Origin of the sequence: Rhizobium grahamii (genome assembly GCF_009498215.1) — a bacterium.
Taxonomy (GTDB): domain Bacteria; phylum Pseudomonadota; class Alphaproteobacteria; order Rhizobiales; family Rhizobiaceae; genus Rhizobium; species Rhizobium grahamii_A.
Window position 1 is genome coordinate 1,926,259 of the sequence record NZ_CP043498.1, and the last position, 23,503, is coordinate 1,949,761.

Annotated in this window: 23 protein-coding genes, 1 tRNA gene and 1 pseudogene; 11 read left to right on the forward strand and 14 right to left on the reverse strand. The window is 57.7% G+C overall.

Annotated elements, in window-relative coordinates:
• The first annotated feature begins 171 nt into the window (after positions 1 to 171).
• On the forward strand, positions 172 to 441 hold the full coding sequence (locus FZ934_RS09415; protein ID WP_153270861.1) for an antibiotic biosynthesis monooxygenase: 270 nt from the start codon (positions 172 to 174) through the stop codon (positions 439 to 441).
• A 111-nt stretch (positions 442 to 552) separates the two neighbouring features.
• On the opposite strand, the gene FZ934_RS09420 is transcribed toward FZ934_RS09415, so the two are convergent.
• The 7 genes from FZ934_RS09420 to FZ934_RS09450 form a co-directional block, all read right to left on the reverse strand.
• Positions 553 to 1,038, reverse strand: a complete 486-nt coding sequence (locus FZ934_RS09420) for a heme-degrading domain-containing protein (RefSeq protein WP_432443618.1) — start codon at positions 1,036 to 1,038, stop codon at positions 553 to 555.
• 94 nt (positions 1,039 to 1,132) lie between these two features.
• Positions 1,133 to 1,744, reverse strand: a complete 612-nt coding sequence (locus FZ934_RS09425) for a flavin reductase family protein (protein WP_153270862.1) — start codon at positions 1,742 to 1,744, stop codon at positions 1,133 to 1,135.
• Between the two features lie 3 nt (positions 1,745 to 1,747).
• On the reverse strand, positions 1,748 to 2,488 hold the full coding sequence (locus FZ934_RS09430) for an aspartate/glutamate racemase family protein (protein ID WP_153270863.1): 741 nt from the start codon (positions 2,486 to 2,488) through the stop codon (positions 1,748 to 1,750).
• A 4-nt stretch (positions 2,489 to 2,492) separates the two neighbouring features.
• Positions 2,493 to 3,314: an ABC transporter permease gene (locus FZ934_RS09435; RefSeq protein WP_065693542.1), complete on the reverse strand. Its 822-nt coding sequence runs from the start codon at positions 3,312 to 3,314 to the stop codon at positions 2,493 to 2,495.
• Position 3,315: 1 nt separating this feature from the next.
• On the reverse strand, positions 3,316 to 4,230 hold the full coding sequence (locus FZ934_RS09440) for an ABC transporter permease (RefSeq protein ID WP_153270864.1): 915 nt from the start codon (positions 4,228 to 4,230) through the stop codon (positions 3,316 to 3,318).
• Between the two features lie 241 nt (positions 4,231 to 4,471).
• Entirely contained in the window at positions 4,472 to 5,770 is a 1,299-nt protein-coding gene (locus FZ934_RS09445; protein ID WP_153270865.1) for an ABC transporter substrate-binding protein, read from the reverse strand.
• 29 nt (positions 5,771 to 5,799) lie between these two features.
• A complete protein-coding gene (locus tag FZ934_RS09450; protein WP_153270866.1) occupies positions 5,800 to 6,882 on the reverse strand; it encodes an ABC transporter ATP-binding protein in 1,083 nt (360 codons plus the stop codon).
• Between the two features lie 268 nt (positions 6,883 to 7,150).
• Here FZ934_RS09450 and FZ934_RS09455 point away from each other — a divergent pair, with 268 nt between their 5' ends.
• Positions 7,151 to 7,864: a GntR family transcriptional regulator gene (locus FZ934_RS09455; protein WP_153270867.1), complete on the forward strand. Its 714-nt coding sequence runs from the start codon at positions 7,151 to 7,153 to the stop codon at positions 7,862 to 7,864.
• A 44-nt stretch (positions 7,865 to 7,908) separates the two neighbouring features.
• On the opposite strand, the gene FZ934_RS09460 is transcribed toward FZ934_RS09455, so the two are convergent.
• Positions 7,909 to 8,292, reverse strand: a complete 384-nt coding sequence (locus FZ934_RS09460; RefSeq protein WP_153270868.1) for a hypothetical protein — start codon at positions 8,290 to 8,292, stop codon at positions 7,909 to 7,911.
• 249 nt (positions 8,293 to 8,541) lie between these two features.
• On the reverse strand, positions 8,542 to 9,279 hold the full coding sequence (locus FZ934_RS09465; protein ID WP_153270869.1) for an SIMPL domain-containing protein: 738 nt from the start codon (positions 9,277 to 9,279) through the stop codon (positions 8,542 to 8,544).
• Between the two features lie 153 nt (positions 9,280 to 9,432).
• Between FZ934_RS09465 and FZ934_RS09470 the strand changes: the two genes are divergently transcribed.
• A tRNA-Ile gene (locus tag FZ934_RS09470) sits at positions 9,433 to 9,508 on the forward strand.
• A 200-nt stretch (positions 9,509 to 9,708) separates the two neighbouring features.
• Here the strand turns inward: FZ934_RS09470 and FZ934_RS28665 are convergent.
• Positions 9,709 to 10,059 (reverse strand): annotated as a pseudogene (locus FZ934_RS28665) (tyrosine-type recombinase/integrase); the annotation flags it as partial.
• A gap of 94 nt (positions 10,060 to 10,153) precedes the next feature.
• On the opposite strand from FZ934_RS28665, the gene FZ934_RS28075 reads away from it, so the two are divergent.
• Positions 10,154 to 10,339: a hypothetical protein gene (locus FZ934_RS28075; protein ID WP_246737867.1), complete on the forward strand. Its 186-nt coding sequence runs from the start codon at positions 10,154 to 10,156 to the stop codon at positions 10,337 to 10,339.
• A 312-nt stretch (positions 10,340 to 10,651) separates the two neighbouring features.
• On the opposite strand, the gene FZ934_RS09480 is transcribed toward FZ934_RS28075, so the two are convergent.
• Both FZ934_RS09480 and FZ934_RS09485 read right to left on the reverse strand, forming a co-directional pair.
• The gene (locus tag FZ934_RS09480; RefSeq protein ID WP_153270870.1) at positions 10,652 to 10,918 is read right to left on the reverse strand and encodes a helix-turn-helix transcriptional regulator; all 267 of its coding nucleotides are present in this window, start codon (positions 10,916 to 10,918) and stop codon (positions 10,652 to 10,654) included.
• 10 nt (positions 10,919 to 10,928) lie between these two features.
• Entirely contained in the window at positions 10,929 to 11,147 is a 219-nt protein-coding gene (locus FZ934_RS09485) for a helix-turn-helix domain-containing protein (RefSeq protein WP_080816369.1), read from the reverse strand.
• Positions 11,148 to 11,242: 95 nt separating this feature from the next.
• Here FZ934_RS09485 and FZ934_RS09490 point away from each other — a divergent pair, with 95 nt between their 5' ends.
• From FZ934_RS09490 to FZ934_RS09515, 6 genes are all read left to right on the forward strand, one after another.
• Positions 11,243 to 11,653 (forward strand): helix-turn-helix domain-containing protein, encoded by a 411-nt coding sequence (locus tag FZ934_RS09490; protein WP_153270871.1) that lies wholly within the window; start codon positions 11,243 to 11,245, stop codon positions 11,651 to 11,653.
• Positions 11,650 to 12,003 carry a hypothetical protein gene (locus FZ934_RS09495; protein ID WP_153270872.1) on the forward strand — a complete coding sequence of 118 codons (354 nt, stop codon included), beginning with the start codon at positions 11,650 to 11,652 and terminating at the stop codon, positions 12,001 to 12,003. The genes FZ934_RS09490 and FZ934_RS09495 overlap by 4 nt, the downstream gene beginning before the upstream one ends.
• A 222-nt stretch (positions 12,004 to 12,225) precedes the next feature.
• Positions 12,226 to 12,504 (forward strand): helix-turn-helix transcriptional regulator, encoded by a 279-nt coding sequence (locus tag FZ934_RS09500; protein WP_153270873.1) that lies wholly within the window; start codon positions 12,226 to 12,228, stop codon positions 12,502 to 12,504.
• A 289-nt stretch (positions 12,505 to 12,793) separates the two neighbouring features.
• A complete protein-coding gene (locus tag FZ934_RS09505) occupies positions 12,794 to 15,145 on the forward strand; it encodes a DEAD/DEAH box helicase family protein (RefSeq protein WP_246737884.1) in 2,352 nt (783 codons plus the stop codon).
• A gap of 12 nt (positions 15,146 to 15,157) precedes the next feature.
• Positions 15,158 to 17,215 carry an N-6 DNA methylase gene (locus FZ934_RS27780; RefSeq protein ID WP_194273786.1) on the forward strand — a complete coding sequence of 686 codons (2,058 nt, stop codon included), beginning with the start codon at positions 15,158 to 15,160 and terminating at the stop codon, positions 17,213 to 17,215.
• A 25-nt stretch (positions 17,216 to 17,240) separates the two neighbouring features.
• Entirely contained in the window at positions 17,241 to 18,284 is a 1,044-nt protein-coding gene (locus FZ934_RS09515; protein ID WP_153270875.1) for a hypothetical protein, read from the forward strand.
• Positions 18,285 to 18,316: 32 nt separating this feature from the next.
• On the opposite strand, the gene FZ934_RS09520 is transcribed toward FZ934_RS09515, so the two are convergent.
• Both FZ934_RS09520 and FZ934_RS09525 read right to left on the reverse strand, forming a co-directional pair.
• Entirely contained in the window at positions 18,317 to 19,579 is a 1,263-nt protein-coding gene (locus FZ934_RS09520) for a type II toxin-antitoxin system HipA family toxin (RefSeq protein ID WP_153270876.1), read from the reverse strand.
• Entirely contained in the window at positions 19,576 to 19,806 is a 231-nt protein-coding gene (locus FZ934_RS09525; RefSeq protein WP_153270877.1) for a helix-turn-helix transcriptional regulator, read from the reverse strand. The genes FZ934_RS09520 and FZ934_RS09525 overlap by 4 nt, the downstream gene beginning before the upstream one ends.
• Before the next feature lie 472 nt (positions 19,807 to 20,278).
• On the opposite strand from FZ934_RS09525, the gene FZ934_RS09530 reads away from it, so the two are divergent.
• Positions 20,279 to 23,503: a hypothetical protein gene (locus FZ934_RS09530; RefSeq protein ID WP_153270878.1), complete on the forward strand. Its 3,225-nt coding sequence runs from the start codon at positions 20,279 to 20,281 to the stop codon at positions 23,501 to 23,503.

The window sequence follows — 23,503 nt, forward strand, 5'->3', positions numbered from 1 at the left end:
AAGGGCGCGTAGCATTGGCTGCGCGCGAGGAAACCATGGCTTCCATCCCGAGCCTTACGTAGTGCGACCAATCGGCCTCAACCGCATTTCACCGCGCGCAAAATTCCCATCGATGATAGGGTGGCGGCCGATATCCCAACGAAACGTGTCGATGCAAAGTAGGAGGGTGACATGACGATGCTATTCGTAAGGCATGAGGTTTCGGACTACGCGGCCTGGCGCAAAGTTTACGACGCGTTCAAGCCCGTCCAGAAGGCGAACGGCGTGATCGCCGAGGCCGTCTTTCAGGCGATAGACAATCCCAACGACATCACCGTGACGCATGAGTTCGCCACGCCCGAAGCGGCAGAGGCCTTCGGCAAACTCGAAGAACTCCGAGCAGCGATGCGAACGGGCGGCGTGCTCGGCGCTCCCAAGGTATGGATGACCAATAAGGTCTGAATACCGACGATCAATTCAAGAGCACAGCCGAAGCCTGGCGCCAAATCGCATCAGGCCCGACCGTTTCTGTTCGCTCGCGGCTTTCGCAGGGAACGCGACGCGCCCTAGGCCTCAGGCGAGACGCAACGCGTCGAGGTCTTTTGCCAACATCAACGCCAGCGCTTCCACCACAAGATTATGATCGTCGCGTTGCGGAAGGCCGGAAACCGTCACCGCGCCGATGCAGCCGGTGCCTTTGACGTTGATCGGGAAGCTGCCGCCATGCGGCGCGTAGTCGGCATCCGAAAGCCCGTTGTCAGCGACCGTCTTGCCCTTCTGCTTGAGATCGAGCCCGATCGCGTAGCTGCTCCTGAAGTAGCGCAGGACGAGATTGCGCTTGCGCCGCACCCATTGCACATTGTCAGGGGTGACGCCCGGAAGCGCTGCATAGAAGACCGGCATCGAATGCAAGGTGATATCGATCGCAATGCCCAGGCTGCGCTCCGTACCGAGCTCCTGCAGGAGTTTGCCGAGCTGCCATCCGGTCGTGAGATCGAAGGTGTCGAAAGTCAACACCGCTTCCTGTTCCGCGATCCGCTTGAGGTCTTCTTCTGGCATCGTCACGTTGTGCTTCCTCTCCTGCAATGCTTTTTCCTGAGAAAAGGCAAGCGGAGTGGAAAAGTAAAGCGGAATCGTGGCGGTGCCGGGAAGCTCACAATTTGGGCGTCAGCATTTCGAACCGATCACGGATCGTCGCGCACGTATCCCCGCCGAGGCGCGCGATGGCATCGACCTCAGCCGGATCGACACGCAGCCGTTCCGGATCCACGACACCGTCGCGGTAGTGAGCATAGACAATCTCGCCCATGATGATCTGCCGGGACTTTCCAAGCTCCAGTGTGACGTGACGCCTGCATTCAAAAGCCGCGGGTGCCTCGGCGATCCATGGCGACGCCACCTTGTGGCCGGGCATGGCGGTCAGTCCCGCCTCCTTCAGTTCGTCAACCCCACGGGGATATTTGGACCCGCAGACATGCATCGCTTCGGCGATAGCGAATGACACGATGTTGACGGTGAAAACTTCAGTCATGCGGATATTGTGGCCCGTGTCCTTGAAGGACATATCCGGATTATTCTCGACGCCGAGTGCCAGAATGGGCGGATCGGCGGAGAGGCAATTGAAGAAGCTGAACGGAGCCGCGTTGATGCGACCATGTTCATCGACCGTCGTCACCAGTGCGATCGGCCGGGGAATGATCGTGCCGATCATCAGCTTGTAGCGATCGCGCTCCGAGAGCGCTTCGAAATCGAAGGATACTGCCATCGGTCAACCTGCCGCCCGCATCGGTGCAAAGGCGCTCATCGCTCCGCTAAAGGGCTTCGCCAATGGCGATGCGTAGGAGCCACGCTTGCTGGTCGACAGACCGAGCGACACCAGCGCCTCGGCCTGTTTGACGGCAGCGGCCACCCCATCGACCACGGGCACGCCGTAAATCTCCTGCAGCTCCCGCGCCAGATCGGTCATCCCCGCGCAGCCGAGCACGATCGCCTCGGCGCCATCTTCGGATAGTGCCCGTTCGATCTCGGCGCGCAGCTTGCCAATCGCACCCGATGCCTCGTCCTCCAGCTCCAGCACCGGAATATCCGACGCCCTGACTTTCGCCCGCTCGCCCATGCCATAGCGGCGCACAAGATTGTCGATCAGCACCCGCGAGCGCTCCAGCGTGGTGACAACGGTAAATCGCTGCGCCAGGAAGCCGGCAGTGGCGACGGCGGATTCGCAAAGCCCGAGCACCGGCACATCGGCGAAACTGCGCGCCGCCTCCAGCCCTGTGTCATCAAAGCAGGCAATAACCGCGGCGTCGTAGGTCCCTGCCCGCTCCTTCAGTTCCGTCAGCAGGCCGGGAATGGCGAGCGCCCCGTCATAATGCCCCTCGATCGACACCGGCCCCATTCTCGAGGTGGCAGCGATGATCTCGGTGCCGGTTGCGGCGACCAGCCGTGCGGCGATAGCCGCCTTCTCGGTCATGCTGGCGGTCGTGTTCGGATTGACGATCAGGATGCGCATGAGATCAGTTTGTCTTTGCCTGGCGCCCGCGCAGCATCATCATGATGCCGAGCGCGACGAGAATGATGGTGAAGGAGAACAGCGTCGTCACCGTACCAAGCGCATAAAGCACCGGCGTCGTCACGTTGGTCGTCATCCCGTAGATCTCGAGCGGCAGCGTGTTGTAGCTGCCTGACGTCATCAGCGTGCGGGCGAACTCGTCATAGGAGAGCGTGAAGCCGAACAGGCCGACGCCGATCAGGCTGGGCGCGATCATCGGCAGCACGACATGCAAGAAGGTCTGCCACGACGTCGCCCCGAGATCGCGCGCCGCCTCTTCATAGGCCGGCGAGAAACGGTTGAACACGGCGAACATGATCAGCACGCCGAAGGGCAGCGTCCATGTCAGATGCGCGCCGAAGGCCGACGAATACCATGCCGGCTTCAGCCCGCCCTGCTGGAACACCACGCCGATGCCGAGGGAGATGATGATGGACGGCACGACGAGGCTGGCGACCGTCGCATAGAACAGCAAGGTGGCGCCACGGAAGCGGCGGCGGAACGCAAGGCCCGCCAGCAGCGACACGACGACGGTGACGACCATGACCATCAGGCCGAGCGAGAAGGAACGGCGGAACGAGGCCCCGAAATCGCCCACCGCCTGCTTCTCGAACAGGTTGAAGAACCAGTGGACGGAAACGCCGTTGAGCGGGAATGTCAGGCCGCCATCGGGCCCCTGGAAGGAGAGGATCAGGATCGCCGACAGCGGGCCGTAGAGGAACAGCACAAACAGGATGAAGAAGGCGGCGAGAACATAGAATTCAAGCGTTCGCTTTTCGTGGTTCATCTCAAAGCTCCTTGCGGATATCGACGACGCGCAGGATGGCCGCGACCATCATCAGGACGACGATCAGAAGCACCACTGCGTTGGCGGCGGCGGCCGGATATTGCAGCAGCGACATCTGGTTCTTCATCATCAGCGCCACCGAGGCGCTCTGCCCGCCGGACATGACCTGCACCGTCGAAAAATCGGCCATGACGAGCGTCACGACGAAGATCGAGCCGATGGCGATGCCGGGCTTGGCGAGCGGGATGACGATGTTCCAGAGGATCTGCCAGCCGCTGGCGCCGGCATCGCGCGCCGCCTCGAACAGCGACCGGTCGATGCGCATCAGCGTATTGAAGATCGGCGTCACCATGAACAGCGTGTAGAGGTGCACCATGGCGAGCACCACGGCGAAATCGGAATAGAGCAGCCATTCGATCGGCTGCGGGATGATGCCCGCCTTTATCAGTGCCGAGTTGACAAGGCCGTTGCGGCCCAGCACCGGGATCCACGAGATCATGCGAATGATGTTGGAGGTCATGAACGGCACGGTGCAGACCAGAAACAGGATCATCTGCGTCGACGTGCGTCGGATATGGAAGGCGAGGAAGTAGGCGACCCAGAAGCCGATGAAGACGGTGAGCGCCCAGACGATGACCGTGAACTTCAGCGTGTTGAGATAGGTCTTCCATGTGACCCACGAACCGAGCGTCTCGGTGTAGTTCATCGTCAGAAAATCGGGATAGAGACCGGCGAAGTCGTAATCCCAGAAGCTGACGACCGCGATCATTAAGATCGGCAGGATGAAGAAGAAGCCGAGGATCAGGATGAGCGGCGTCGCCTGGAGATAAGAGGCCGCCCACGGCGCCAGCCGAAAGTCCGGGTTGCGCACCTGCTCCGTCGTCTCATTTGTCTCTGCTGAAGCGATCGTCGCCATCGCTGATCCCTTTTCCAGTTGGCATTGCGTTGCGTGGCGCCCCCTCTGCCCTGCCGGGCATCTCCCCCACAGGTGGGGAGATTGGCTGGGCGCAGCCGCTCGCTCCACGCTCGTTGCTTGGGTGGGGAGCAGGCCACGAGCCGATCTCCCCCCTTGTGGGGGAGATGTCCGGCAGGACAGAGGGGGGTAACCCACGGCAGAACCTCCCCTCCCGTAGTGGGAGGGGAGATCCCAGACCGCCTTAAGCCGCGATGAACTCGTTCCAGCGGCGAACCATGTAGCGGTCCTCGTCCATGACGGAGTTCCAGCACGCGACATGGCCCATGCGCTCTTCGAACGAGCCGCCGTCGCGAACCGCACCGGCCTTCTCCATGACCTTGCCCTCCGGCGAGAGGATATCGCCCTTGGCGGCCTTGCCTTCGATCCAGTAGCCCCATTCGTCCTCGGTCATGAAGCCCTTGGCGGTATCCATGCAGGCCGAGTAGTAGCCCTGGCGGTTGAGGTAGCCGCCGACCCAGCCGGACGTGTACCAATTGATGTATTCATAGGCCGCGTCGAGCTCGGCGCCCTTGAGGTGCGAGGCAAGGCCGAGACCGCCGCCCCACGAACGGTAGCCTTCCTTTAGCGGCTGATACTTGCACGCGATGCCCTTGGAGCGGACGGCGGCGACAGCCGGCGACCACATGGACTGGATCACGACTTCGCCCGATGCCATCAGGTTGACGGACTCGTCGAACGACTTCCAGAAGGCGCGGAACTGGCCGTCCTGCTTCGCCTTGATCAGGAACTCGATCGTCTTGTCGATCTCTTCCTTGGTCATGTTGCCCTTGTCGGCATACTTGATGTTGCCGAGCGCTTCCATGATCATCGCGGCATCCATGATGCCGATCGACGGAATGTTGAGGATCGAGGTCTTGCCCTTGAATTTCGGGTCCATGATATCGGCCCAGGTCGAGATCTCGCGGCCGACGAGGTCGGGGCGGATGCCGAGCGTGTCGGCATTGTAGATCGTCGGCATCATGGTGAAGAGCTCGGTCTCGCCCTTGGCGAAAGTCTTGGCGTCTGCACTCTCGACGTAGCCGACCGTGTGCGGCGCGGTACCCTGGGCGATGACGCTGTCGGGCTTCAGCTTGCCGTTCTTGAACAGCGGAACGACCTTGTCGTAGTACTTCAGCTTCTTCACATCCATCGGCTGGATGACGCCGGTCGGATAAACCTTCTTCAGGATCCAGTATTCGATGTCGGCGATGTCGTAGCTGTCAGGCTGCGTCACGGCGCGCTGCGCGGCGGCGTCGGAATCGGTCGCCGTCATCTCGAGCGTGATGCCGAGGTCCTTTTTGCACTGCTCGGCAATGGCGTTGATGTTGGAAACGCCGGTGCCAAACTGGCGAAGCGTGATGTTGGACTGCGCCCAGATCGTCGGGAAGCCGGTGATGAGGCCCGAGCCGGCGGCAGCGCCGAGCGCGGCGGCGCCGGTTTTCAGCAGGCTGCGGCGGGAAATCCCGGCCTCAGTCTTGGTCGTCTTCTTTTCAGTTGTCATGTCAGTTCCCCTTTTTTTGGTGGTGAGGTTCATGCACGGCCGAGGAGGACTGCGTCCGCCAGGGCCCAACTCAGAGACACCGCATCGCCGACCGATACGGGTTTGGCGAAATAATCGCCGTCACTCGCGATGACCGTGAAGTCGTCACTGCCCGCGCCGGCCACGGTGAGCTTCACCGAGGCGCCGCGATATTCGATGTTGGAGACGATGCCGTTGAAGCCGAGCGTCTTGTCGGAAGCCGCTTCGAGGCGCACACGGTCGGTGCGGACGCCGATATCCACAGGTTCGCCTGCGAGCCGGCCCTCGCCCCGCACCGAAAACGTCTGGCCACCCGGCACCTCCAGTGTCAGGGCGCCATCGCCAACGGATGCGACACGGCCGGTGAGAACATTGTGGTCGCCCATGAACCGCGCCACGAAGGCGGTCGCCGGTTCCTCGAACACCTTGCGCGGCGTTGCAGCCTGCTCGATCTTGCCGTCGTTCATGATGACGATGATATCGGCAAGCGCCATCGCCTCTTCCTGGCTGTGCGTCACATGCACGAAGGTAATGCCGAGCGTCTTCTGAAGCTTCTTGAGCTCCGCGCGCATACGGATCTTCAGGAACGGATCGAGCGCCGACAGCGGCTCGTCGAGAAGCAGCGCCTCGGGATCGGTGATCAGCGCGCGGGCGAGCGCCACGCGCTGCTGCTGGCCGCCGGAAAGCTGCGCAGGGCGCCTGTTGGCATAGGCCTCCATCTGCATCAGCTTCAGCATCTCCAGCGCCTTGGCCCGTCGCTCCTCCTTCTCGACACCCTTCATCTTCAGGCTGAAGGCGACGTTGTCGATAAGGTCAAGATGCGGGAAAAGCGCATAGGACTGGAACATCATCGCCGTGCCGCGCTTGGCCGGCGGAAAATCGGTGACGACAGTGTTGCCGAGCCTGATATCGCCAGACGAAATGCTTTCGTGCCCGGCGATCATACGCAGCGTCGAGGTCTTGCCGCAGCCCGAGGGTCCGAGAAAGCAGCAATAGGAACCGGCCGGTATCTTCAGGCTGATCGCGTGCACTGCCGTAGTGGCGCCATACACCTTGGAAACGGATGCGATATCGATCTCGGCAGCTTTCGACATTGGTCTTCCCCTGTTTGAGAAAGACAATGCATCCGCCGTGCCAGTTTCTGTTGCGGCGCATCAACCCATTGCAGTGCATACATTTTCCTGCAAAAGTTTGGTCGATGATCATTTTCGCACCAGTCGGAACGCTGCACACAAAATAGGCTATCGTCCGCAATTAAAGCAAAAAATCGTATACAATCTAGGCGTCACTTTGACGGCAAATTCCATTTAACTTTTGCGACGAACACGGATATCATCGGGCCGCTACAGGGTATCCATCTTCATGACTTCAGCTTCAGGCGCTACTCAGGCCGCAGACGATTCAGCCGAAACGGGCACGCAGCAAATCCGTGACGCCATTCGCGACGCAATCGTGGAACGTCGGCTATCACCCGGCACCAAGCTCTCCGAGAGCGACGTCGGCAATCTTTTCAACGTCAGCCGCACGCTGGCGAGGGCAGCCCTGCAGGCCCTCTCCTATGAAGGGCTGGTCAGCGTCGAGAAAAATCGCGGAGCATTTGTCGCTTATCCCTCACCCGAGGAGGCCCGTCAGATCTTCGCGGCACGCCGGCTCGTCGAGCCCGGTATCCTCCGGGAAGCCGCTGCACGCATCACCCCCGCCGACATCAGCCACCTCAAGCAACTCCTGCTGGAGGAAGGCCGGCTGATCGGCGAGCGCGGACAAACCGCCCGGCGCGCGGAGATAAAGGCCTCCGGCGATTTTCATCTGGCACTGGCAGTGATTTCAGGCAACGCCATCATGCAGCGCTTCATGGACGAACTGGTCGCGCGTTCCTCGCTGGCGATCGCGCTCTACGGCCAGTCCACTGTTTCCAGCTGCGGCCATTCCGAACACGGCGACATTGTCACCGCCATCGAGAACAAGGACCTCGACGAGGCCTGCCGCCTGATGCTGCATCACATCGCCCACATCGAAGCGGACCTCGATCTGCGGCAGCGAAAGGATCTCGGCCTCAAGGAAGCCCTGAAACGGTAGTTGGTTGCGGCAAGGCGAACTGCGGCCGAAGCCGCAGCGCATTATCAGCCGCGAGAGCGACGCTCTGCGGAACGCTCGGCGACAGCAACGATGTCGGGAGCTCCATTGGCAAGAAGCCGTTTGCGCACGAGCACGCCCATGACCCGGGCAGCCGTGGAGAAGGTCATCTGATCAAGCGGCCCCTCGCCCTCCCAGGGCTTGGTCAGTCGCTCGGTAACCGCGCCGACGATGTTCATCGGAACGATGTCGCTGCACTGGCGCATGGCCTCGAAGACGTGTCCGATCGGAAACACGCGTCCCTCGAAAATCACGATCGGCTCGGTGAGTTCAGCATCCCACTCCTCGAAAGCATAAAGCGCTTCCCGGAAGAGTTCCTGAACGGTGAATGGGGCATGTCCATTGTGAAGCGGCGGCAAGGCATTCGTCATGTCTGTCTCCTCTTGATGGGGGATGGTGCCATTTCCTCCTGACGATCGGCATTCACTGTGGAAACAGAACTCCGGGTTTCCAGCCGATCGAAACACGATCAATGTTATAGTGTAATATATGCGTGATAAAGCTTTTTGTTCCCGATCGCTCTTTTCGCGGGCACCGGGAGAAAGTAAGCCCTTGATATCGTTTCCAATACCAAGGGCCATAAAGATGGGCTTCCGGCTTCCGATCGGCCGGGAAAAGCCTTAATGAGCGATCGCGAAGGTCACGTTGACGCTGACGTTGTAGCTCGTTTCGCCGCCCTGAACCGGCACCGACGAATCAGCTGATTCCTTCATCATCGCGGCGCGATAAACAGGAACCGGCTGCGGCCGCGGCCCGCTTTCATTGATCTCGATGACGTTGCCGAGCTTCACGCCGGCGGCCTCCGCCAGCGTCTTTGCCTTCTTGATCGCATCGGCAACGGCGTCCTTCCGGGCTGCTTCGATGGCGGCATCGGGCTTGTCGTTGGTGAACTGGATATCGCCACCCTGATTGACGCCAAGCGTCACCGACTGGTCGATGATGTCGCCAAGCTTGGAAAGGTCACGCACACGAACCGTCAGCGAATTCGACACCTGATAGCCGATCAGTTCCGGAGGCTTCTGCTCGCCGTCGTTGTTCTGCGGATAACGGTACTGCGGCTGAACGGAAAAGCCCGATGTCTGCAGATCGCGCTCGGCAATGCCGCCCTTCTTGAGCGCAGCCAGCACGTCGCTCATCGCCTTGTTGTTCTGATCCAGCGCCTCGCGGGCCTCCTTCGCCTGCTTCACGACGGAGAACGTCAGCACCGCCATGTCGGGCGCCATAGTGGAACGCCCCTCCCCGGCAACGGAGATCACAGGCTCACGCGCCGAAGACTCGGCAGCCGCTGCGGGCAGCGCGGTCAGAGGCAGGGCAAAGAGCAGTCCAAAGGCGATCGTCTTGGTACGCAGCGGCAGCATGTTTCACTCCCCGATTGTGGATTACGACATCCTCTTGCCGTTCGATTGTGAAGCTATTGCGGCAGTCCCTTGTGACTACAAGAGATTTACGCTAGAGCGAAATCGCTGCGGCGAACCATTGCGCCGGATGCACGGCAGCTGAAAAGCCGCCGCGGGCCTGTAGCTCAATGGTTAGAGCCGGCGGCTCATAACCGCTTGGTTGGGGGTTCGAGTCCCTCCGGGCCCACCATTTCTGTCTTCGGACGTTGTTTTTCCATCTTTTTTTCCTCGATTTGTCTCACCGGAATTCCGGCTCGATGAAAGTGGGACATTTTTGCGGGCCACATAGGTTTTGCGGCGCTCGAAGCCGGCATCAACGATGCGCTTGGATTGGGCGGCTTTCGTGTAGTGCTGCGCCATCTTGGAATCAGACCAGCCGAAGATCGCCATCAACTGATGTTCGGTTGCGCCAGCCTCGGCGAGGATGGTCGCGGACGCCTTTCTGAGTCCATGTGAGGAGCATTCCGGCAAATCGGCCTCATTGCACCACTGGCGCATCTTGTTGCCGAAGCCGTTACCGCTGAACGCTTTGCCGTATTCGGTGACAAGGAAGGTCGGCTGATCATGCGCAATCGCGTCCAGCGCTTCGCGTAGCTCGTCTGTGACGGGAAGGCTGAGCGACTGTGCATATTTGCCGGAACCCTTCTCCGGCATGAATTCGATGCGGTCAGCGACCAGGTTGCGCCAGCCGAGCTTGACGAGGTCAGAGCGTCTGACGCCCAGATTCAGCATCAGTTCCATTGCAAGCCGAGCTGTGGAACCGAGCGGGTAGGCTGCGCGATAGCGCGCCACTTCCGCTTCGCTCCAGGTATGGAAACCGGGGGATTTATGGATTTTGGTGACGCCGTTCGCGGGATTGAACGTCGCCAGCTCGGCGCTGATAGCCCAATTGAACAGCGCCTTCAGATACTTCACCAACTTGTCAGCCGCGCCGGGCGTGCCGCTGCGCTTCATCTGGCTAGCTTCGATGTCGGATTTGCGTATCTTCTTGAACGGCAGTTCGCCCACATTAACGCAATAACGATTGAGGACGCTCTTCTTGTCTTTCTGCGTAGCCGGAGACTGGCTCTGAAACGCCTTGGACCGATAATAGGTCTCGACAAGCCAGCGAACCGAGCCGGGCTCCAGGCGCGAAATCGGCACGGCTTTCTCGCCACGATCGCCAGCCAGCACGCGGTGATATTCTTCCGTAAATGCCTGGGTGATGCTGCCGGCCTCGTCCAGATATGCGGATGTCATCCGGTACTTGGGCATGCCTGGCAGGCGCAGATAGAACCGTTCGTTGCCGTGCCGATCGATATCCCGCGAGCAATATTTGAAAGGGACGCGCTGATTACCCGACCGCATGATCAAACGGGTTTTCGCCATCGTCTTCGTCTCCGCTCAAGCCCTGTTCTTTGATGTCGTACCAAGAGGCCCGGATTTCCTCGGCATCCCAACGGCGCAACGCGCCGATCTTTACACCTTTGGGCATCAGGCCACGGCGAACCCAGTCGTCAAAGGTGCCCGTCGAGACGTCGAGAAGTTCCGCCGCACGGACGCGGCTGACCGCAACCTTGTAAATGGGCCGTGGGGCCGGGGCTTCAGCTTGCTGCTTCATGTGCCGCTCCTCACGCTCTGGAGGCGTTGTCAGCAAGTGCCAAAGCCTTCTGCTTGGGCTCGACCATATTCGCCGCAAGATACTCATCCACGGCGTTTTCTGGCAGGAACAAGCTACCGCCGATCCGCACATGCCGGATTTCCTGCTTCGCAATCAGATTGCGAATGCGTGCGACCGGCCATCCGGATCGGTCTGCAAGTTGTTTGGGTGATAAAAGCTGAGATTGCATAACTGCCCAACTCCATAGAGATAATTCGACACAACACAGAACGAATCATATAATCGCGCTAGTCGCAAGATTTTTATCGCATTCGAGATATTTTGATGCAAGACGGGTTTATGGAGGCAATGGCGCAAAGGCTCGGAAAAATTCGAAAGGATTCCGGGCTGAAGCAAGTGCCCTTTGCCGAAGCGCTTGAGGTGTCGCAAAGCGCTTACAACACCTACGAGCGCGGAAATCGCGAGATGCCCGCGAAGCTTCTCCGTCTTCTGCATGTCAAATTTAACGTAAATCCCGCGTGGATGCTCACGGGCGATGGAAGCCCCTACAATCGGGACAGCGTGGATTTGTATCACCAGGTGACCGGGGCGGTTGACGCTTTCATCGCAAGGGAAAACTGTCAGGTGGAACCGGACAAGCGCTTGAAGCTCATCCGGTTCCTGATCGACTACGCCGAACAACACGGCGAATTCACAGAGGAAATTGCAGAAAAATATCTGAGGTCAGCGATATGAGTAAATCGAGCTTCGAAGAGCAGATAATGCAGGGCGTATACGTGCTTGGTCGCCAGCGCGATCAACTGGCATCCGAAAAGCGGAAGTTGGCAAGGCAGTTGCGCTATGCCCAACATTCGGCCCGCCTATCCAGCCTTTCGAAGCAATACGATTTCGGGATGGTCTTTTTCGCGGCGCTGGGAGCCGTGTCGCTCATCCTGTTTGATGCAAGAAGCGGCTCCGCTGCTTGGTTGACGCCTGTGCTGAGCTTTTCAATGTTGTTGTTCGCTTGTGGCAGTGCGCTGAGAGGCCGAAAGATGGTCAGCCGGATCAGATGCTTCCATAGTCGGTTCGGTAGCTGGCAGTTTTAGCGGCAGTTATTCAACCCACTTTGATGAGTTGAATAACTTAAAGAAAAGCATTAATTGATCCATTGAAGGGGTCAATTAATGCGCCTAACGCAAGCATCCCATTTGGCGGCGAGTGGTATAACGCCGCAAAGCTCGGCCTCAAGGACGGCGCGGCTGGCGTCCCGAGCGCGTCGATCGTTCATATTCAATTTTGGCGTTGTACTGCGGGAGGATAACTCGCGAATGGCTCGTTGGAAAAAGCCTTCGAAGGACGAAGTTTTGGAGAACCGGAGAACGTTGGCGGCACGAGCCCGTCGCGGCGATCTTAGGTTGCCGGGAGGGGTTGCGGAGCTGCGCAAGGGTATCGGAATGACCCAGGATGAGTTCGCGAAAATAATAGGGCTCACCAGGCGCCAAGTTGCTGAGATCGAAGCCGGCGCGGCGAACCCAACGCTCGAAACTTTAGCGAAAATTGGCCGATTGTTCGGATTTGCTGTGGGCTTTGTTCCGACGACGCAATGAAGGCAGAATTTTCAATTTGCCGCATTGATTAAAAGTTGTGGCTTAACGAGTTTGGAATATCGATTTACTGCTGAATTTTGCCGGGGGATGGGCATTGTCATTACGCAAGGAAGCAACGGCCAGGATCAAAATCAATCGGCTGCTGGAGGCCGCCGGCTGGCGCTTCTTCGATGACAAAAACGGTCCCGCGAACGTCGTTCTTGAGCCAAACGTCAAGCTGAAGCCTGAGCACATCGAAAGTCTCGGCGCGGACTTTGAGAAAAGCGCGAAAGGATTCATCGATTTCCTGTTGCTGAATAAGGACGGCAAGCCGCTGATTGTCCTCGAAGCGAAATCGGAAGATAAAGATCCCCGTATCGGCAAGGAGCAGGCGCGCAAATATGCCCGCTCTCAAAATGCCCGCTTCGTCATCTTGAGCAACGGAAACATCCATTACCTGTGGGACCTTGAGCAGGGCAATCCGACCGTTATCACTACGTTCCCAGGGCCGGACGAGATCAAGAACCACTACGTATTCGAGCCGAATGCCGAGCGTCTCTTTGCAGAAAAGGTTGAACGCGACTTTATCGTTCTCACCCAAATGCCCGGCTACGCAAGCGAGGCGGCTTGGAAGAACGAGGCGGAGCGTGCCGCCTTCGTTGAAAAGCAAAAACTTCGTTTCCTTCGCCCCTATCAGGAACGTGCCATTCAGGAAATTCAGAAGAATGCCAAGAAGGGCGCGACCCGGTTTCTTTTCGAAATGGCCACCGGAACGGGCAAGACTCTTACGTCAGCCGCTGTCATTAAACTGTTCCTGAAAACACGAAACGCAAAGCGCGTTCTTTTTCTCGTCGATAGACTGGAGTTGGAAACGCAGGCCGACAAGGCGTTCAAGGCCTACCTGAAGAACGACTTCACCTCGATTATTTACAAGGAGCAACGCGACGACTGGCGCAAGGCCGATATCGTTGTGACGACGGTGCAAAGCCTGCTTTTCAACGATAAATACCGCCGGCTGTTTTCGCCGACGGATTTCGATCTCGTTATCTCGGACGAAGCCCACCGGTCGATCGGCGGCAACGCCCGCGCCGTGTTCGAATACTTCATCGGATACAAGCTCGGTTTGACAGCAACGCCGAAGGACTATCTGAAGAAGTCCAAGAAGGCGAAATCTACCGAACGCGACCCGCGTGAGGCCGAGCGTCGTATGATGCTGGATACCTACCGCACCTTTGGTTGTGAATCGGGCGATCCGACTTTCCGCTATTCGTTGCTGGACGGCGTGCGTGAAGGCTTTCTTATCAATCCGTACGTAGTCGATGCCCGAACTGGTGTCACCACCCAGCTTTTGTCGGACGAAGGCTTTACCATTGAAACGACTGCCGAAGATGGCACCGAGATCAAGGAAGCCTTTGGCGGCAGGGATTTCGAGAAGCGCTTTTTCGCAGAGGCAACCAACCAGGCCTTCTGTCGAACCCTTTTGGAACATGGGATGCGGGACCCGATTTCAAGCGAGTTCGGTAAGACGATCGCTTTTGCCGTCAGCCAGAACCATGCCGCCAAGATCACGCAAATCCTGAATGAGCTGGCCGATCAGTTGTGGCCGGGGCGCTATCAGTCGGATTTCGCGATGCAGGTGACCAGCGACGTGCCCGCCTCGCAGCAAATGACGATCAATTTCGCGAACAACAATCTGGGCAGTCACAGCGGCTTCATCGAAAACTACCGCACCAGTAAGGCCCGCGTCTGCGTGACCGTCGGCATGATGACGACGGGCTATGACTGCCCCGACATTCTGAACCTGGCGCTGATGCGGCCCATATTTTCACCGTCGGACTTCGTCCAGATGAAGGGGCGCGGAACGCGAAAGCACAACTTCACGGAAGAGCTGTTTGATCCCGCACAAAAGGCGGCGCGCGGTGATGTGCAGAAGGCGGCGTTCCGCCTATTCGACTTCTTCGCCAACTGCGAGTTCTTCGAAGAAAAATTCGAATACGATCAGGAACTGGCTCTGCCAAAACCTGCCGCCATGCCGCTGTCCAACAGCGGCGACGATGGCACGACGATTTCCTCCAAACCCAGCACTTACGAGTTTTTGGAGCCCGACCAGGTCGTTTACCATGTGGAAGAACAGATTGGCCTGGACGGCATGCGGATCGACCGCGAACTGTTCCAGAAATTTGAGGAAAAGGCGCGCTCCGATCCGAAGCTTGCCGAATTGGTAGAGCAGCGGGACTGGGATGCCGCGACACGCCACGTGGTAGAAGAACTGTTCGACAAGCCAAGCGAATATTTCAATCTGGAGAAGCTCCGCCGCGCTGCCGGTGTTGATCGCCGCATTTCGGTGCGGGAATTGGTGGAAAAGGCCTTCGGCTTCATCCCGAAGTTCAAGAACAAGGGCGAACTGATCGACGACGAGTTCCAAAAGTTCCTGATCGACCAGAAGCCCGAAGAAGCCGATCGTATACGCGAAATGCGTTACTTCTTCGAGGCCTATATTCGCGATGCCAAGGTCCGAGCGTTAATCGACGCTGGCCATTTCGCCGACCTCAACGTAAACCCCTCCTTCTCGACCCGCGATCTTAAGGAAGTGCCCGCCCCGTGGCGTAAGCGCATCCCGGAATACATCAAGGACTACGTGTCCCTGAACCCCTTCATGTGATGAAAGCCCGAAATGCTCGATAAAGATACCAAGCGCCGCATCGACACCTGCCGTGACATTCTCGTGGGTAAGGTGCCGGATCCCAAAAGCCAGGTCGAACAGATTACGGTCGCGCTGATCTATAAGTTCATGGACGACATGGATCTTGAGGCGGAGGAGCTGGGTGGTGAACGCAAGTTCTTCACACAGGAGTATGAGCGTTACCGCTGGGCCAAGCTGGTGGCGCCGGGGGTGTCCGGCCAAGAGATGCTGAATATTTATTCCGAAGCGCTGACGAAGATGGTTGGAAATGACAATCTGCCGGCGCTCTTCCGATCAATTTTCCGCAATGCTTATCTTCCCTATCGCGATCCGGAAACGTTGCGCTCCTTCCTGCGCGAGATCGATAGCTTCACCTATGATCACAGCGAGCGCCTGGGGGATGCCTTCGAATACCTACTTTCTGTTTTGGGCAGCCAAGGCGATGCGGGGCAATTTCGTACACCGCGCCATATCATCGATTTCATGGTCGAGATCATCGATCCCAAAAAGAACGAGGTGATTCTCGACCCGGCTTGTGGAACTGCAGGTTTCCTTATCTCGGCTTACAAGCACATCTTGAAGGCCAACTCGTCATACGTGGTCAACGGTGCTGGAAATGAGAATGCCGAAAATGAGCGAACGAATGTCGCGGAGCAGGGTCTCGAAAGCCCTATGCGCTTTCCCGGCGACCTCCTGTCTTCCGAAGACCGTATGCGACTTGCGGGCAACATCAAGGGCTACGATATCTCGCCTGATATGGTGCGCCTCAGTCTAGTAAATCTCTATCTGCACGGCTTCGCTGATCCAAAGGTTGAGGAATATGACACTCTGACCAGTGAAGAAAAGTGGACACAGACTGCTGATGTCATTTTTGCCAATCCGCCCTTCATGTCTCCAAAAGGTGGCATCAAGCCGCACACTCGCTTTCAGGTACAGTCAAAGCGCAGCGAGGTTCTGTTTGTTGACTATATTGTCGAGCATCTGAATCCAAATGGGCGAGCCGCAATTATCGTTCCCGAAGGCATTCATTTCGTCCAGCAATCTAGTTACGAGCAACTGAGACGAATCCTCATTGAAGGGAACTATCTTATTGCGGATATCGCGCTTCCTCATGGAATGTTCAAACCGTATGCTAGCGTGAAGACGCACATCCTCGTTCTGGATAGGCCTGTAGCCAAGCAGGCGACGGACGTGCTTTTCATTGAAGTCGACAATGACGGCTTTACTCAGACGGATACACGTGAACGGATTAGCGGATCTCAACTCAAAGAGGCCTCCGCATTGCTGAGCTCGTTCCGGTCCAAGCATTTGCAGGGCCAGTCAAACGAAATTCTCTCCGAGCATCCGCGCGCTTACACGGTCGAAAAGACCAAGCTACTTTCTGGAAGATATAAGCACATTCTAGGACGATGGCACGATCTACCTAATCGCGTTGTGCATCGCGATGGTATTGCGCTAAAGCGAGTTGGGGACCTTTGCGACATCAAAAATGGCCTGTCACCGAACATGGCAACTCCGCCAGGTGAACATGTGTTGGTCGTACCAGCAGAGTTTCGGAAGACGTCAGACCACTGGGACTATGAAGGTTCGGCGGTCTGCATTCCGCTAGTTTCATCTTCCGGCCATGGCAAAGCCGATATCAAGCGGATTCATTTTCAAGAAGGAAAGTTCGCTCTAGCGAGTACGATGTGTGCCCTCTTCGTAAAGGACGCTGAAGAAATCCGACCGCGCTTCCTTCACCTGTATCTGGAAGCTGCGAAGGAGAATGTAATGGTCCCGCTAATGTGCGGAGCCACGAATGTGACGATGGATAGTGACCAGTTAGCCGATCTTTTAGTGCCGGTTCCTAAACCTGAAATTCAAGACGAAATAATTGAAACGCATTTAATTCGAACCAAGGCAACTGAACTGCTCGCCGCCGCAGCAGATCTCGGAAATGGTTCCCAAGATGTCGGCGTTGCCAGTTTGGCAGACAAAATTGCTGAGGACGTAAGGAAGCTCCTACAAGCAGTAGAACGCAAGCGTGACATTTCCACGGTACTTTCATGAGGATGAACGAAGTTGGTTATTGTGCATGAGCTCGCTTTACTCGATCGTTGACGGCAAACTTCAGCCAGCAACGCGCCGCGCCTTGATGAAGGAAAGCCTCATCGAGGATTGGGTGGCGGCTGATCCGTCGCTGCTGGGCCTGGATGCCCTCGTCATCGGCCGTCAGGTGCCGACCGACCACGGCAAATTCATCGACCTTCTGGCGCTGGACGCTTCGGGCGCGCTTATTATCATCGAACTGAAAAAGGACCGCACGCCGCGAGAGATCGTGGCGCAGGTGCTTGACTACGCCTCGTGGGTGCGCACGCTGACGACACCGCAGATTTATGAGCGTGCGGAAAGATACCTCCAGACACGCCTGGTCACCGCCTTTCGCGAGAAATTTGGCGAAGCCATTCCGGAGCAGCTCAACGGCAGCCACTCCATGCTGATCGTGGCAAGTGAACTCGATCCGGCATCGCGGCGGATCGTCGAATATCTGTCGGAAGAGCATGGCGTCGCCATCAACACAGTCTTTTTCAACGTCTTTGAGGCCAATGGCCAGGAATGGCTGACAACCGATTTCCTTCTCGATCAGGAAGAGGTGGAAGAGCGCTCAGAGCGCAAGGTTCGCCCGCCTTGGTCCGGCTATTATTTCGTCAATGCCGGTCTTGGCGAACATCGCTCCTGGACGGACATGAAGCGCTACGGCTTCGTGAGTGCCGGCGGCGGCGAATTCTACACCAAGCGCCTGGAGCAGCTCGCCGTCGGCGACGAGATATTCGTCTACGACAAGGGCAAGGGCTATATCGGTTACGGCGTGGTGACGAGCGAAGCGCAGTTCGCCTCGGACTTTATGACGCCCGATGGCCTCCTCTTTGAGCAAGCACTCGCCGAGCCACGAATGAAGCGTCCCGGCGAACCTGCTGACCGCGCGGAATATGTCGTCGGTGTTGAATGGCGCAAGACGGTGGAGCCATCACAAGCCAAGTGGTTCAAGGGAGCCTTCGCCAATCAGAACATCGTCTGCAAGCTGCGCGATCAGGCGACGGTCGATTTTCTGATCACGGGATTTGGGGTGGGCGGGTGAAACACCAGCTTGGCGGATCGTTTTTATTTTCGCTAAAGTGACGATCCTACCAACTGCGCGCGGCTCGCGATCAAGGTCGAGACCTGCTTGATCGTAACCGGGTCAACGGCGCTTGGAGATAGCGATTCGCGCACTTGGGCTATCGTTCCACAGGTGGCATCCGTCAGCTCAGCAACTCGGCGGCGCACCAACGGTAAGCCAACACCGGTATCTTTCGAAAAAGCCTTCCAACCGTCGGCGTCCATTTCGGCAAGGGTCGCACGTCTCCCGATCCGCATAGCCATTTTCGGTGAGAGGTCTGGATAGGCCACGGTTGAAAGCAGGTCGTACAAAGGAGCCATTCGGGGCCCTTGGTCGTCATACAGAATCGAAAAATTCTTGCCGTGGGCGTCAGCATTTCCAACTATGAGATTGAAGATTGCTGCGTCCAGTAACTTCGCGATGTCCGTGCCCGGCCGTTCAGACACCCGCCGCAATAGCTCGAAGCAGTCCTTGAATGTCGGTCCGCCCTCGCTTGCATACTTCGTTTCAGGCGGCACACCAAGTGCTTGGCAAAAGTCTTCCTGATGTATGCGGCGAACCACGCCGTCGGCATCGCGGTAGCGATCGTATCGCTCGATCAAAAGAAAAGGGCGACCATTCGCGGACCACGGTTCGACGGGGGCAACGTCGAGGCCAACCGCTGCAGCGAGCCTCATGACGAAGGCTTCGTTTTCGGTTGTCCCTGGGAAGCGTGCGATCGGCGGCTTAAGTATGTGGGTAGTCGCCTGGCCGAGAACCGGAAGTGCGATCTGACCGTCGATTAGAACAAGCGGCACCTTGGATTGCGCGCCAGCCAGCGATAGCCTCAAGCCCTCTTGGCCGGCCAATAGCGGCCGGGTCGGAAGTGCGTCGAGTATCCGAACGATTCCGGCCTCATCCAGAGGTGCTGGTTGCTGATCCGCAATCGGTCCCGCTTCTGTGGGTTTCTGATCTTCCGGCAAAAGCTGAAGCGCGCCGGCAACGTCACCGCCTAAGCGATCAAGAAGCGCGAAGTCGTTCGCAGGTGAAACGCCCAATGCCTGCGCCGCAACAAGACGCTGGCTTTCCTCGGGCAACAGGCCTCCGAAAAATGGTCGGCATTCACGACGGGAAAAACGCTCTTGGCGCTTCGGGAGCGAGGCAGACAGCGGAAGAGTGTTTTCGTCACGAAGCCAAGCTTCGGAGTAGGCAAAGCCAATATCACCGTGCCTATCCTGGGTGAATTGCCCGACAATACGACCATCCCACCAGACGTTGAGAACCCTTACCGTCATTTTCTACGTTCACCAGGTGCCAGAATATCAACGGAACAGCCGAGCGTTTGCAGAACCTGCAACACTTTTCCTATCTGAGCTGTCGGCTTTCCGGCTTCGAGATCGACAATGAAGCGGAGGCCGACTCCAGAAACGCCAGCAAGTTCGTCCTGCCGCAAGTTTTGCTCCTTGCGTGCGATGCGGACCAGGGTGCCGATATCGGCTGGAGTTTTGATGCATTTCGCCATTGCTCTTTTCCCGATCGGGAAAATAGCAGTGTGGTTGGTGTCTTGTCGATAGGAATTTTCCCGATCGGGAAAATGATGCCGCCGAATGATGCTCGTGCAAATAAATTTCCCGATCGGTAAATTGATGAGGGGCTAACCGATACCTTTGGATTTGCAGCGAACGGCTAACTGAACGAGATTGCAGTCTGACCCGGCTTTGTTAAAATAACTCAGCTTCCACACTGAGCGACAATGCCGCCTTTACAGCCAATATATGCTGGTGCGGCCCGATTGGAACTGACGGCGTCAACCCGCGCGGCCGTGAAATTATTCAACAGCGAGGCCAAATACGATCAGAGTCGTCGCTGCATGCGCGAATCCAGACAAGCGCTTCGGTAAGCTTGCCCAAGTGTGACGCCCAATATAACTCTACACAAGTGTATGTATTCGCGATAGTTGCATCGGATCGATGCAAGACATTTGGAGCCTCCCTGTGCCAATAATTCCTACAGTTGATTATGTGCCTGACGGGCTGATCGCAGGGTTGGCGGACCGCGAAGTCTCGGTTTGGATTCGCGGCGTTGCGACCGGCGACGCGGAGCGACGTGAAATAGCGCGCATGCTCAGGCTTCCTTGGAAGCATGTCTACCTTGAGGAGTCGGACCCGATTTTGGTGGCCGAACTCGAGAACATGGAAGACGATCCGTACGTCGGCCGGCGTGGGTTCCTGCACGTCGTGGACAGCGACCCTTCGCGCATCGATCTGCCTCCGCGATCGCTACCAATCTTCCTTCTCAGTGGAAGAGACAGCCGGGGATCGCCGTTTGAGCAGCAGCTTCGGCGCATGACGATGCTAGAAGAGTTACGCCGTTCCAGCATCAGACAATTGATCGTGATCTCCAGTGGAGGTGGAGAACCGCCGCCCGGCGTAGGGGAGTTGTGGGCAACCGGTTTCAGAACGCGTCTCACTCTCGTCGACTCGGGGTCCGGGGCTCCGGAACAGTTGGGTGCTTGGCTAGAGAGAAGCGGCTCAGGACCAACGCCTTCGGTCGTTTTGATGCCCATCATTGCGTTTGCTACGTCGCTCGTCGACGCCTTCAACGCAGCCTATCGTGACGAGCGGCTTACGATCCGTCTACGCGACGAAACCGATGCGATCGGTGAGTTGGACCTCGCTGGTGTTGATGATCCCGAACGTCCGCTGTTGGGCAATTATGATGTAATTCTCGGTCGCGATCTTGGCGTCACCGATCCAACTGACCTCTCTGAAGATGCATTCAACGCCTTCTTTCGGGGGGAAGCTCGGGACTGGCGTGCTTTCTCGGCTGGCCTACCTTGGATACGAAGCGACGAGGCGTGGCAAGGGCTAAGAGATCAGCTCCGTCGTTTGGACGCGGTAGGCCCCTCAGAGAATTGCGTCACATATATATTGTCAGAACCGGGCGCCGGCGGGACTACGCTTGCCCGTCACCTCGCGTTCAGTGCAGCCCGCTCCGGGTATCCTACCCTAGTTGCAAAGGAGCTGCCGTTCGCGCCAGACTCGCTTTCGGTAATCAACTTTCTCACCCGGGCGAAGCAGCGCGCAGAAGATGGAAGCAACAAAAATAAGTCCGTTGAGGCGCAAGATAACGATGGCGAGAGGCGCATGTACGAGACGCCCTGGCTGATCGTCTTCGATCGCATCCACTGGGAGTCCAGAGACGCCGAACTCCGTCGATTTCTTCAGCAGATTGAAAGAGCCGGACGACCGGTTTGCATCCTAGTCGTTTCTGGACCAATCCGAGAGGCGGGCTATTATGACACCTCTCGGTTTAAGTTACTCTCCGAGCTCCACCACATGCTCGACCAAGATGAAGCCATCGAACTTGGGCGGCATCTGAACCGTTTCCTTCGCCATTACGGCAAGGAGCGACCTGATTGGCAATGGCGCAACTTCCAGGAAGCGCATTCCGTGCGTCTGCTCGATGGACTGGCAGCGTTCTGGATCACGCTAAGCTTCTGGCTTCAGACGCAATACGATCTCACGGAATCCATTCAGGAGTGGGTTTATCGGGCCTTCAAAGAACGGGTCGATACGCACGATCTGAAGAAGGCTGTCCTCCAAATAGCAGCGTTAAGCTCGGAGCGGCTGCCGATGCCCGAGACACTACTTGAGCAAAGCGCAGACGGTTGGCCACTTACACTTCTCCTTGACGACCACCGGTCAAGCCTTTCACCTCTTGGACTCGTTCGCCTTTCTGACGGTAGCAATAAGTACTGGGCACTGGCCCACGATATACTCGGTAGGCTGCTCATCAATGCCGTTTTTTACGATCAAAGCGCGCGTACCGCGCTGGGGCTCGGCGAAGCAACTGATGCAGAGCATTTACGGTTCCTGATCTTGCGAGAGATTTCCAGCAAGCCGTCACTCGGCGAGATCGACGGGACTAGGTACGGTGAGGAGTTTGCGACCACAGTTTTCAAGGTCGATCCAGACCATGGACGCGGAAGTTGGGTACATATATGGCGCGAGGTGCTCGCCGCGCTCGACCACATGCCGCAGGCTCTTCGCAACGGCAGCCGCGTTTTCCGCCATCATACAGCGATCTCCAGGCGCCGTATAGCGTGGCTCGATGAGGCCGCGTACGGTGTTTCCGACGCGGATCGCGTTTCGTTGCTCGAACGCGCGGTGGATGACATTGTTTACGCGCTACATTCGATCGACCGCTCTCAGGACGAGGAGCCCGACGTTAATCTCTACAATTCGCTCGCCAATGCCTATTTCGACCTGGCTCGCGTGCGAGCAAAGCAAGGCGCGTCTCCAGAGGAGCTGGTGAATCTGAGGCGGTTGGCGGCGGAAGCAACTCGACATGCGTACGAGGAGAGCCCTTCAAGCCCGTATGTTATCGAGACGCACGTCAAGAGCCTTATCGCGTCGGCGGAGGGGGCGGGCGATGGTGCTGCCGCCTACTGCATTGAGGCACTGGAGATCGTGTACGCGGCCATCCGGAACGACCAGAATGAACTCCGGCGTCACGCACTGACAGTTTTGGCGGACCGTGTCGTAGGCATCCTTCTCGCTGGCAGTGCCGTTACCAAGCGACAGGGCGAACCCGATGGGCCTGCGGACGTTCTTGTTCGTGCATGGATCGCGCTTGCAGCGCCGCTCGGAGGGCGGGCACCATCATCGCTTGAGGAGGTTCCTCTCGACATACTCGACGCAGTCTTAGCGGAGTTGAACCATCCTGCGGGCGCTGGGAACCCACAGGTTCTTAGGTTCAAGTACCTTGTCCTTGTGGCGATTGCACCATTTGATTTCGTGCGCCAGGCAGAGGTGTTGGATCAGCTGATTGCCAGCGACTACCGGCTGTCTCCGCAGTTGAGGCTGGAATATGCGTTGCTTCTGTTTCAGCTCATGCGGACTGATGAGGGCGATCGCCAGTTTCGCGCCCTCAGAAAGCTTTGGCGCGAAACGGACATCTTCGGTCAAGTTCCAGAGCGGCTGCGCTGGCTTTTGCAGCCTGGCGACCATCGGCCCCGTGTTGTAAACGCCGTTGCGGCTTACGATCACGGTCATCGTGCCATGGCTCGCGTTCGAGAGTTTGCGCGCTTCGATGTACCCTATCGTCCGCAGGAGTTTGGGGTGCGTGAGCACACTCCTGGTATGGTGTTCGCTGCACACGTTTCATTTGGACACAACGGCGCCTTTCTGCGTCCTGTAACCGCACGGCCGCACTAA